Consider the following 11,542-nt stretch of genomic DNA (forward strand, 5'->3'; position numbering starts at 1 on the left):
ATGTTCGAGGATAGCTGATGTTCGTGAGGTCGTTTCGCGGCGCTGTGAGCCTGTTCGCTGTCGTTCTCATCGCATCGGGCGCCGCTGCGCAGGCGAGCAAGCCTTCGGCGCCGGAGCGCCTCGACATTGCCGATATGACCTGGGTGGAGCTGCGCCAGGCGATCGAGCAAGGCTATACGACAGTCATCGTCCCGAGCGGGGGGATCGAGGAAAACGGCCCGCATATGGTCTTGGGAAAACACGACCAGATCGTTCGCAGGACGTCGCACGAGATTGCGCGCGCGCTGGGTAACGCTCTGGTGGCGCCGGTGATCTCCTTTGTTCCGGAGGGCGAGGGCCTGATGCAATTTCCCGGCACCATCGGCGTGCCCGAAGAGGTTTTCGCCGGAGTGCTCGAGGGCGCGGCGCGCAGCCTGAGAGGGAGCGGGTTCAAGAATATCTGTCTCATTGCCGACCATGGCGGCAGCGTGGGGCCGCAGGCAGAAGTTGCGACACGTCTGACGCGCGAATGGGCCGGCGACGGCGTGCGCGTTTTCGATGTCTCGGATTATTACGGATCGATTGCGGCTCAGAATGATCTTTTGAAAGCCCAAGGCGAAACGCCGGCCTCGATTGGAGAGCATGCCGGCATTGTCGATACCTCCGAGCTGATGGCGATAAATCCGAAAGGCGTCGATCTCTCGCGCGTCAATGAGGCGTCGCCCTTTGCCGTGAGCGGCGTCATCGGCAATCCAAAGAGAGCTTCGGCGGAGCGTGGGCAGGCGTTGCTCACCATAAAGATCGAGAAGGCGGTAAAGCAGATTAGAGCGTTGATCCTTCAACCGGCGGCAAACGCTTACGAAGGCCGATAAGGCGAAGCAGCTCCTCAAAGGGATAGACGAGCTGGCGCGTGAATCTCGGCGGAAAGGCTTGGTCGTCGATACCGTAACGCGCCGGAAGCGCGCCCGCCGGCATGAAAAACGTGCCGAACAGGACATCCCAAATGGCGAAGGTCGGCGCGAAATTGGCCGCGCCGCCCTGATTGGATCGGGTGTGATGCCAGCGGTGAAAGACAGGCGTCGCAATCACATATCGCAGCGGACCGAGAGTCCAGTTGAGATTGGAATGCACAAAATAGCCGACTGCCGTGTCCAAGGGCGCCAGGAGGATGATGACCTCGAGTGGGATGCCAAGATAAAGCATCAGCAACGGAACCAAATGGGCGCTCAGCGCCAAATTGATGGGATGCATGCGGTATCCGCTCGTCCAATCGACGTCTTCGCTCGCGTGATGAATCGCGTGGAACGGCCAGAGAATTTTGCGATGGAACCCACGGTGAATCCAATAAAGTAAAAAATCGGATATGGCCAAATAGAGCGCGCATTGCGCGGCAAGCGGGAAACGCGCAAACGGGCCGTTCCCCTGCAGCAGCCGGATAATTTCGACCGCCGGGAGGAACAAAGTCAAAGTCAAGGCAACGGCGATTGCGACGGCAGTTGAAAGATACATGGCCAGGATCGCATTCAGCGCGAGATAGCAGCCGTCTGTGGCGAGGCCGCGATTTCGCCACCAGGGCTTTCCGGGATTGCACGCGACGCCGGGGACGAGGGCCAATGCGGTGAAAATGGCGCCGCCGGCAAGGAGCGACGTCGTCATATTTTGCAGGGCGCTCAGGATTTCTGGCGATAGCTGCTGCAGTAGCCCTTGCATGATTTCTTGCCCCTGACTTGGCTGCATCCCCGACTGGCTGGCGATGATGAAGCGAATGAGAATTGAAATCGCCGCTACGAAAAAGCCAAGACGAGCCGCCAAGACGGCATCGATCTTGTCTTGCAAGTCATGCCTGATCGCGCTGCAACAGCACAGGCCCTGAGCCGGTGGCGCCTAACTCGTCGGAGGGATTACGCAGCGGACAATCCTCTAGCGACAGGCATCCACACCCGATGCAGCCATCCAGATGGTCGCGCAATCGGGTCAGTCCGTCGATGCGAGCCTGCAAGGACTGCCGCCAGTTGCCGACCATCTCACGGACAGCAGCGGCTGTAGGTTGTTTTCCGGCTGGTATCGGCTTCAGAAGGGCAGTGATTTCCGCCAACGGCAGCCCCAGGTGCTGCGCCACTCGGATAATGGCGATCCGACGCAGAATATCCCTCGAAAAGCGCCGCTGATTGCCGCGGCTGCGGGTTGCCGCGATGAGCCCCTTGGCCTCGTAAAAATGCAAAGTCGAAACGGCGACGCCGCTCCGTTGCGCCACTTCGCCCACTGTCATTTGCTGGGGCGGTGTCCCACGTCTGTCCAATGCGAAAAACCCTTGACCTCAACCATGCTTGAGGTTTTATACAAGGTGTCCGCTTGCCTATGCAAGCCCTTCAGCCAAGCTCGGCCGAAGTGTCTCCTGCGTCGACGGCCGTGTTCGCGTGAAGGACCGGCGTGACGCTTGCACATATGGGACGGACATAATGGGGACAAAAGAGATTATCGTCTTGGTCAGCGGCGCGAACCGCGGCATCGGGCTCGCCATTGCAACCGGGCTGGCCCGTCATAAAGGCGTGAATGTGCTGCTTGGGTGCCGCGATCTCGACCGAGGCAAAGAGGCGAGTCTCCCGCTGCAGGCGGAGGGGCTACGCGTCAGGCCGGTGCAACTGGACACTACGGACGAAGACAGCGTATTAGCGCTTATTGACTTGATCGAAAGAGAATACGGCCGACTGGACGCTCTGGTCAACAACGCCGGTATTGGGTTGGATTATCACCCGACGTTGTCCGTCGCCGAACAGATGAGGCAGACCTTGGAGGTCAACGTCGTCGGCGTCTTACGACTCACAGAAGCGATGGCGCCGTTCCTGGCGAAATCTAACCGTCCGCGCATCGTCAACGTATCGTCGGAACTGAGTTCGTTCGGAATGCGCGCGGATCCGAACTGGGCTTATAGCGCCATCAAGCTTCCCACCTATGCGGCATCTAAGGCGGCGCTGAACTCGCTGACCGTCAGCTATGCCGACCAACTGAGAGACAAAGGGTTCAAGGTAAACGCCATTTGCCCGGGCTACACGGCGACCGAGGCGACCAATTTTTCAGGGACACGCACGCCCGAACAGGCGGCCGTCATTGCCGTCAACTTCGCGTTGCTCGACGAGGAGGGACCCAATGGCATTTTCGTCAATGAAGCACGAGAACTGCCTTGGTAAGGTGAGCTGAAATCAAGCGCAAAATTAGCCCGCGGGCGTCGATTCGCAGGCAGGATCGTGGTGCGTCGGAGACGAAGCAACCGGTCCGTCTGTACGGCCGCTGCTATAGGCCACGTTTATGTGGCAATTCCTCGTCTGCACTGGGTAGACGCCGGAACCTCCAGAAAGGAGCGGAAAAACTCTCGTCGCAAACAGAGCTGGCGAGGCCCGCCCGCACAGGAACAAAAACCATCTGGATGCGTTGTTGGGCTTTACCGAGACGATCTGCGACCGTAACCGACTCGGGCGCAACGCATGAAGGGAACACAATGCCTTTCGCGCAGAGATCGAGCGCCCGGCGACCCCTATCGTTCACGCCTGCGGCGGCGACGCCGCTTACGCGCGGGGCCGGCGGCGACCCCCGTTCGGGTCGCGGTTGATCATGCTTCCCGGCGCGTCCGAGATCGGGCGACTTACCTCGCCCGACGCATTTTTATGGGCAGTGGGAATCGAAGACACTTTCATAACGGCGCCGCATCGGGGAACCGGGCGGACGCTGGACGAATATGAGCTGACCGACCATTACGGCCGGTGGCGCGAAGACGTCGACCTGATGGCGCAACTGGGCGCGCCCTGCGCGCGCTACGGCGTTCCCTGGCATCGGATCCAACCTGCGCCCAATGTCTGGCAATGGGATTTCGTCGACGCCGCGCTGGAGCGGATGCTCTCGCTAAAGATCGATCCGATCGTCGATCTCGTCCATTACGGCCTGCCGGCCTGGATGGATCAAGCCTTTCTCAACCCGGATTACCCGCATTACGTCGCCGAATACGCCACGCGGCTGGCGGAGCGGTTCCGTGGGCGCGTGCGGTGGTACACGCCGCTGAACGAGCCGCGCATCACCGCTTGGTATTGCGGCCGGCTCGGCTGGTGGCCGCCCTATCAGCGAAGCTGGCGCGGGTTCGTCGCGCTCATGCTCGCCATCTGCCAAGGCATTGTGGAGACGGTGCGGGCGCTGCGCCGGGTCGATCCCGAAATCACGCCCTTCCATGTGGACGCCACGGATGTCTTCGAGACCGACGATCCCGCGCTCGCGGCGGAGGCAGCCCGGCGTCAGGACATCGTCTTTCTCGCGCTCGACCTTATCAGCGGGCGGGTCAATCCGGGGCACGCGCTTTGGAATTGGCTGCGCAGCAATGGGGCGGATGAGAAGCGGCTCGAAAGCTTTGCGCGCGAGCCGCTGGAGTTGCCGATCATCGGCGTCAATCTCTATCCCATCTTCACCAAGAAACGGATTCTGCGCGACCACGAAGGGCGGCTGCGGATCAGAATGCCCTATGCCTCCGGCGATCTGGTCGAGAAGATCGGACATATGTATTTCGAGCGCTACGGCGTTCCGTTGATGATCTCCGAGACGGCGGACAAGGGCTCCGTCGAGCGGCGGCTCGAATGGCTGCGCCGCTCCGTCGCCGCGGTGGGCGCGCTGCGCGCGCAGGGAATTCCCATGGTCGGCTACACTTGGTGGCCGATGTTCGCGCTGGTGACCTGGGCCTATCGCCAGGGCGTGCGGCCGTTGCACGACCATCTCTTGCAAATGGGCCTCTGGGATCTCGATCCAGATCCCAAAGGGCGTCTGGCGCGGATCGAAACCCCGCTCGTCGATGCTTATCGCGGCCTCGTCTCCGGCGGCGCCGCGGCAGTGGGACGCCTCGCGACGGCCGAGGCTTCCGTCGATCGCCTGCGCGCCGGATAGCGCGCATTTCGCCTCCTCTTTGGCCAATAACGAATGCGGAGGAAAATTATGTTTCGCAGCTTCTTTCTTGCCGGCTTCGAGGGCTCGACCGGCTACAACCGGCATGGCGAATGGTTCGATCACGTGGCCGCGACTGGCCATGACGCCTTGGTCGACGAGGATTACCGCGACATCGCCGGGGTCGGCCTTCACGCGGTTCGGGAAACGGTTCGCTGGCCGCTTGTCGATATTGCCGGACGCCACGACTTTTCCACTGTGAAGCCCTTCATCGAGGCGGCGAAGCGTCACCATGTGGAAGTGATCTGGGATCTCTTCCACTACGGCTTTCCCGACGACCTCGATCTCTGGTCGAATGCTTTTCCCCGCCGCTTCGCGGCTTACTGCTACGCCTTCGCGCGCTATGTCGCCGCGCATATGGACGGCCCTCATGTTTTCACCCCGGTAAACGAACCTTCCTTCATGTCCTATGCGGCGGGCGAGAAGGGCTTGTTCGCGCCGCATGCGACGGGCCGCGGCTTCGAGCTCAAGGTCGCCCTCGCGCGCGCGGCGATCGCGGGCATAGACGCCATTCGCGCTGCCTGTCCGAATGCGCGCTTCGTCAATGTCGATCCGCTCTGCCGGGTGGTCGCGCCCCCCGACCGGCCCGATCTTGCGGCGCAAGCCCATCATTTCAACGAAGCGCTGGTCTTCCAATCCTGGGACATGCTTTGCGGGCGGCTGCTGCCGGAATTGGGCGGCAGTCCAGCCCATCTCGATGTCGTCGGGATCAATTATTATTGGACCAATCAATGGGCGCTCGATGGCCTCCCAAATGCGCAAGGGGTCATCCCGCCGCTTGCCGACGACGATCCGCGCCGCGCGCCGCTCGCCGATCTCATCCGCGCGGTTTGCAAGCGCTACGGCCGCGATGTGATGATCACGGAAACGAGCCACGTCGGCGACAATCGCGGACCATGGCTGCTCGAGGTCGCGGCTGCGTGCGAGACGCTGCTTTGCGAAGGCGCGCCGCTGCGCGGCGTATGTCTCTACCCTATTCTCGGCATGCCCGAATGGCATGATCGAAACATTTGGACGCCGATGGGCTTATGGGATCCGATGCATCGTCACGATCCCTGCGCCGGGCGCCTTTTATGCGAGCCCATGCTGCATGCGCTTCGTTCGGCGCAGAAGACTGTCACGTCACGCTGGCAGCCGCTGCGGCGAACAGAGACGTTGGCGCAAAGACGCGGGCGCCCCGCGTCACGACTAAATGCGCACACTGTCGCCAGTGATCGCGAACGGAGCGAATTTAAACGGCGGCGAAGCTGGCGATGGTGAAGCGCTGCTTCCGGTTGTCAGTCTAACAAAATGTCGCAGCCGCAAGGCTGGCTCATGTCCGGCTCGGACCTAGATGCTCACAACGGGGCGGGCCGCGGCCGCCCTACCCTAGCAGGGAGCCGGGAGCATGGAGACAACGCCTCAAATCGATTTTCAGGGCATGGAGCCATCGCCTGTTTACCGTCAGCAAATATTGGAACACATCCAGCGGCTCGAGGATAAATTCGGGCGGATGACAGCATGCCGTGTGGTGGTCGAGGCTCCGAGCGGGCGCCATCGCACCGGCGGCCTTTACGAGGTTCATATTTACCTGGCCTTGCCGGACGAGCGGGAGGTCGCCGTCGACCGCACCCCGCATCTCGACGAGCGTTTCCAGCGCTTCGAATTTGCCCTCAACGACGCCTTCAGCCGCGCCGGACGCCAGTTGCAGGACCAAGTCGGGCAAATGCGCGGGAAAGTGAAGCATCACGAGGAGGCGCCGACAGGCGTCGTGAAACGGCTGATGCGCGAGGACGGCTATGGTTTTCTCGAGAGCGTCGATGGTCGCGAAATCTATTTCCACCGCAATAGCGTGCGGGAGCCGGGTTTCGACCATCTGGAGCTCGGCGTGCGCGTGAATTTCGTCGAAGAGGAGGGCGCGCAGGGGCCGCAGGCCAGCCGCGTCATGCCGATCGCCGAAAAGGCGCCGGAATAGCGCGCGTTCTTATTGAAAAGCGCCCTGAATTTTTCAGGAAGTCGCTCTAGCTAACGAAAGAACGAGGTCCCGTTTCAGGCGCTGCGCCGCTTATGGACATGAACGCAAATGCGCGATCTGACGCCCCCTCGGGCGGGCCGTCGCGCGAGGTCGCCCTCATCGCTTTGCTGGAAGAGCTTTCGCATGAGCTGCGCCCGAAGCAGAGCCAGCCTCTCGGCGTTCGAGCGGCGAGCAGGCTCGAACAGGACCTCGGCATAGACAGCCTGGCGCGAACGGAGCTGAGCGCGCGCATGGAGCGGCGCTTCGGCGTTCGCTTAGCCTTCGACGCCGTCAGCCAGGCCGAGACGGTCGGCGATCTGCTTGCGGCGCTCGAACTTGCGCCAGCGACTGGGGCGGGCGCCGAGCCGAGCGTGGTCGCGGCGGCGCCGCCATTGCCGAGCGCGGCGACGCCAACCACGGCGCGCACCCTGATCGAGGCGCTCGAATGGCATGTCGCGCATCATCCGGAGCGGCGCCATCTCAGCGTGCTGGAGGATGACCGCAAAATCATCGGCGAGTTGACCTATGGGCAGCTCGCGTTGCAGGCGCGCCGCGTCGCCGCTGGCCTCGTGGAGCGGGATATCGTGCCCGGCGACCGGGTCGCGATCATGCTTCCGACAGGGCTCGATTTCTTCGAAGTGTTCTTTGGAATTTTATATGCCGGCGCGACGCCGGTTCCGATCTATCCGCCGATGCGGCTGTCACAGATCGAGGATCATCTGCAACGGCAGGCCGGCATTCTGCGCAACGCCGGCGCGCGTATTCTCGTCACCATGCCCCAGGGGCTGCGCCTTGCGCAGCTCTTGCGCGCACAGGTCGAGAGCCTCGACTCCATCGAAAGCGCCGCAAGCCTTTCAGCCGCCGAGGACGTCGCCTTGCCTACGTCGCGCGACGAGAAATCCATCGCGCTGATCCAATACACGTCCGGCAGCACGGGCGATCCCAAAGGCGTCGTGCTCAGCCACGCCAATCTGCTCGCCAATGTGAGAGCGATGGGCGCGGCGATCGGCGCCAGCTCCAAGGATGTGTTCGTGAGCTGGCTGCCGCTCTATCACGACATGGGGCTCATCGGCGCGTGGCTCGGCTCGCTTTATTTCGCTGCGCCGCTCTTTGTCATGTCGCCCCTGAGCTTCCTCGCGCGGCCAGCGAACTGGCTCTGGGCCCTGCACCGCTTTCGCGCGACTTTGAGCGCGTCGCCAAATTTCGGCTTTGAGCTATGCGTCGCCAAAGTGGATGAAGCGAGCCTTGCTGGACTCGATCTCAGTTCCTTGCGCATGGTCGCCAATGGCGCCGAGCCGGTGAGCGTCTATACGCTCCGGCGTTTTTGCGAGAAGTTCCGCCGCTTCGGCTTCAGAGAAGAGGCGATGGCGCCCGTTTATGGCCTCGCCGAAAACGCCGTGGGCCTCGCCTTTCCGCCGACCGGCCGTCGCCCGGTGATCGACCGCATCGAGCGGGATGCTTTGACTCACCGTGGCCTTGCAAAGCCGGCGCGCGAAGCGGACGCCAAGGCGATCGAACTCGCGGCCAGCGGCCAGCCCTTGCCGGGCAACGACATACGCATCGTCGACGAGGGCGGGCGCGAGCTGGGCGAGCGCCAGGAAGGGCGCCTCGAATTCCGCGGCCCTTCGGCGACGGCGGGTTATTTCATGAATGAGGCGAAGACCCGCGAACTCATTCACGACGGTTGGCTCGACAGCGGCGACCGCGCCTATATCGCCAATGGCGACGTCTTCATCACCGGGCGCATCAAGGACATCATCATCCGCGCCGGTCAGCATCTCTATCCGCAGGAGATCGAGGAGGCCGTTGCGCGCATCCCCGGGATTCGCAAAGGCTGCGTCGCCGTCTTCGGCGCCGCCGATCCGCGTTCGGGAACCGAGCGCGTCGTCGTGCTCGCCGAAACCGCCGAGACCGACCCATCGGCGCGCGCAGGGCTCGAAGCGAAGGTGCAGGAGGTCACGACGGACATCAGCGGGACGATCGCCGACGAGATCGTGCTGGCGCCGCCGCGCAGCGTGCCGAAGACATCAAGCGGCAAAATTCGCAGAAGCGCCGCCAAGGCGCTTTACGAGCGCGGCGCCGTCGGGGGCGCGCAGCAGCCAGTATGGCGGCAATTTCTACACCTGGCGCTCGCGGGCCTCGGTCCGCAATTGCGCCGTTCCCTGAGTTTCGTCGGCGGCGGCCTTTATGCGGTCTGGTGGTGGCTGGTTATCGGTTCGAGCTATGCGGCCGCTTGGTTGGGCGTGATGGCGCTTCCGGGGCTGGGACGACGTTGGGCTTTCGTGCGACGCCTCGCCAATGGCGCGCTCGCCGCGTTGCGCGTTCCCATCTCCGCGAGCGGGCTGGAAAATATTCCGAACGGAAACGCCATGCTCGTCTTCAACCATTCGAGCTACGCCGACGCCATCCTCCTTACCGCCATATTGCCGGGCGCGCCGGCTTTCGTCGCCAAAAAGGAGCTGGCGCGGCAGACGTTCGCCGGACCATTCCTGCGTCGCCTCGGGGTGCAATTTGTCGATCGTTACGATGTCGCGAGCAGCCTCGGCGATATTGACGCGCTCATCGCGACGGCGCGGGGCGGCCGCAATCTGGTTTACTTCCCGGAGGGCACATTCACGCGCCGAGCGGGACTTTCCGGTTTCTTTCTCGGCGCTTTCAAAACCGCCGCGGAGGCGGGCCTCGCCGTCGTGCCAGGCGCATTGCGCGGAACGCGCTCCATGCTGCGCGGCGAGCAATGGTTTCCAAGGTGGGCGCCGCTCGGCGTCACGATCGAAAAACCCATAAGCCCCGCCGAAAAGGATTTCGCTTCCTTGCTGAAGCTGCGCGACGCGGCGAGACGCGCAATATTGGCGAATTGCGGCGAGCCCGATCTGGATGAGCTCGTCAAGCCGCCCGCGCCCGGCCTCGCAGACAAGCCGCGAGCGACGTCGCGAGGCGATGGAGCCTGATCGGCTCTCGGGATACGCGCAATCTCTGCGTTGCCGATAAGGTTTTGGCAAGCCTTCAGAGCTAAATTGATTCGATAGGATCGGCGCGCCGCTCGAAGATGAATTTCGATCCCCGCCTCGTCTTCCCCGGAGCCCCACAGTGTCGACGATTTCCAGCTATCTGCAGATTTCGAAGAATTTGAGCAAGTGGCAGGCGATCGAGGCCAAGAAGCCTGAGGTCTCGACGGCCAATAAATACTTCCAGGACAACATCGGCAAGGTGAAAAACGCGGACGATTTGATTAAAAATCCGCGTCTTTTCAACTACGCGATGACAGCCTTTGGGCTGGGCGACCGGACCTACGCCAAGGGCCTCATGAAACAGGTCTTGCAGCAGGGGGTGACGGGCAGCAAGGCGCTCGCAAACAAGCTGAACGATCCCAATATTCTGGCTTTCGCCAAGGCTTTCGATTTCGCGGGCAATGGCGCCGATACGACCAAGTCGTCCACGCTCGTTTCCAGCGTCGTCAACCGCTACACGGAAAATGCGCTGGAGACGGATCAGGGCCAGCAAAATCCGGGCGTCCAACTGGCGCTCTATTTCAAGCAACATGCGCCGAGCATCACCAGCGCCTATGGCATACTCGCCGATAAAAACATCTTGACCGTGGTGCAAACCGCCCTTGGCATTTCGCCGCTCACAAAGGCGCAGCCCGTCGACACGCAATATCGGCTCTTGAACCAAAAGCTGAACATCAAGGATTTCCAGGACCCCAAAAAGCTCGAAGCCTTCATCTCGCGCTTCGCCGCCATGTACGACTCCAACAGCGTCGACCCGACGAGCGCGTCCTATACGGGGGCGGGCGCGGCGAATGCGATCCTGCTCGGCGCCTCGGTGGCGGGCACGGATGGCGTTATCGGGGTTGACCAGAGTCTTCTTCTGCAAATAGCCGGCAAGCGCACGTCCGCATATTTCGCGTGATCACACAAGGTCGCGCCGGGCCAATGATCGGAAAAGGCCATTGCCGCCAATCCGCCAACGGCCTGCCTTGTAATCGCCCGATCAGGCGTTAACTCTCCAATGCGCCGGCGGCTTGGTCCGCTGGAGAAAAACGGCCCGAGCGCGAAGGTACCGCCGGGCCGTTTTTCGCATTGTCAACGCCAGTGGCCGCGCCCGCCGAAGCCGTGATGCCAGCCGCCGCCATGCCCGCCACGCCAGCCATAACCGTAATGGCGGTAGTGAGGATGGCGCCATCCGTAGTGGTAGCCGTAGGGGCGGCGCCAGCCATAACGATAGGCGCCGTAATAGGGGCGCCTATAGCCGTAATAAGGGCCTGTCGCTCTCCACCAGCAATGGCCATAGGCGTTGCACACGCGCACGGCGGCCACATCCTCGATCTGCGGCGCCGGAACGAGGCCGACATTGGCGATCGGCATCGCCGACGCCGCGCTCGGCGCAATGGAGACGGCTCCACAAGCGAATGCCGCCGCGACAGCAAATTTGACAGGGTTCATGCCAGACATCCTTCCACTGCGGCTACACCGCTGAACGCGCCATTGCGAGGGCTTAGCGACGGCGCCATCCAGGGCCGCAAGGCCGCTCTGGATGGCGTCGCTTCGCTCACAATGACCCGCAGCATTTAAGCGCCGGGTACGAGCGTCGCGT

At 62.4% G+C, this 11,542-nt stretch carries 10 protein-coding genes; 7 read left to right on the forward strand and 3 right to left on the reverse strand.

The window, feature by feature from the left end:
* Window positions 1-17 precede the first annotated feature (17 nt).
* The gene (locus QNA11_RS16430; RefSeq protein ID WP_281929266.1) at window positions 18-851 is read left to right on the forward strand and encodes a creatininase family protein; all 834 of its coding nucleotides are present in this window, start codon (window positions 18-20) and stop codon (window positions 849-851) included.
* Here QNA11_RS16430 and QNA11_RS16435 read toward each other — a convergent pair.
* On the reverse strand, window positions 802-1,791 hold the full coding sequence (locus QNA11_RS16435; RefSeq protein WP_283483832.1) for a sterol desaturase family protein: 990 nt from the start codon (window positions 1,789-1,791) through the stop codon (window positions 802-804). The genes QNA11_RS16430 and QNA11_RS16435 overlap by 50 nt on opposite strands.
* A gap of 25 nt (window positions 1,792-1,816) precedes the next feature.
* Complete coding sequence (soxR, locus tag QNA11_RS16440) at window positions 1,817-2,248, reverse strand: redox-sensitive transcriptional activator SoxR (protein ID WP_281929262.1); 432 nt, start codon at window positions 2,246-2,248, stop codon at window positions 1,817-1,819.
* 190 nt (window positions 2,249-2,438) lie between these two features.
* On the opposite strand from soxR, the gene QNA11_RS16445 reads away from it, so the two are divergent.
* The 6 genes from QNA11_RS16445 to QNA11_RS16470 all read left to right on the forward strand — a co-directional run bounded on the left by QNA11_RS16445 (window position 2,439) and on the right by QNA11_RS16470 (window position 10,858).
* On the forward strand, window positions 2,439-3,167 hold the full coding sequence (locus QNA11_RS16445; RefSeq protein ID WP_283483833.1) for an SDR family oxidoreductase: 729 nt from the start codon (window positions 2,439-2,441) through the stop codon (window positions 3,165-3,167).
* Window positions 3,168-3,588: 421 nt separating this feature from the next.
* Window positions 3,589-4,899 (forward strand): family 1 glycosylhydrolase, encoded by a 1,311-nt coding sequence (locus QNA11_RS16450; protein ID WP_283483834.1) that lies wholly within the window; start codon window positions 3,589-3,591, stop codon window positions 4,897-4,899.
* A gap of 48 nt (window positions 4,900-4,947) precedes the next feature.
* Window positions 4,948-6,216 (forward strand): glycoside hydrolase family 5 protein, encoded by a 1,269-nt coding sequence (locus tag QNA11_RS16455; RefSeq protein WP_283483835.1) that lies wholly within the window; start codon window positions 4,948-4,950, stop codon window positions 6,214-6,216.
* A gap of 127 nt (window positions 6,217-6,343) precedes the next feature.
* Window positions 6,344-6,910 carry an HPF/RaiA family ribosome-associated protein gene (locus QNA11_RS16460; protein WP_202071337.1) on the forward strand — a complete coding sequence of 189 codons (567 nt, stop codon included), beginning with the start codon at window positions 6,344-6,346 and terminating at the stop codon, window positions 6,908-6,910.
* A 92-nt stretch (window positions 6,911-7,002) separates the two neighbouring features.
* Window positions 7,003-9,897, forward strand: a complete 2,895-nt coding sequence (locus QNA11_RS16465) for an AMP-binding protein (protein ID WP_283483836.1) — start codon at window positions 7,003-7,005, stop codon at window positions 9,895-9,897.
* Window positions 9,898-10,036: 139 nt separating this feature from the next.
* The gene (locus tag QNA11_RS16470) at window positions 10,037-10,858 is read left to right on the forward strand and encodes a DUF1217 domain-containing protein (protein ID WP_283483837.1); all 822 of its coding nucleotides are present in this window, start codon (window positions 10,037-10,039) and stop codon (window positions 10,856-10,858) included.
* A gap of 173 nt (window positions 10,859-11,031) precedes the next feature.
* Here QNA11_RS16470 and QNA11_RS16475 read toward each other — a convergent pair whose 3' ends face one another.
* Window positions 11,032-11,391, reverse strand: coding sequence for a hypothetical protein (locus QNA11_RS16475; RefSeq protein WP_202071340.1), 360 nt, complete (start codon window positions 11,389-11,391; stop codon window positions 11,032-11,034).
* Between the last annotated feature and the right edge of the window lie 151 nt (window positions 11,392-11,542).

Origin of the sequence: Methylocystis sp. JR02 (assembly GCF_030063565.1) — a bacterium.
Taxonomy (GTDB): domain Bacteria; phylum Pseudomonadota; class Alphaproteobacteria; order Rhizobiales; family Beijerinckiaceae; genus Methylocystis; species Methylocystis iwaonis.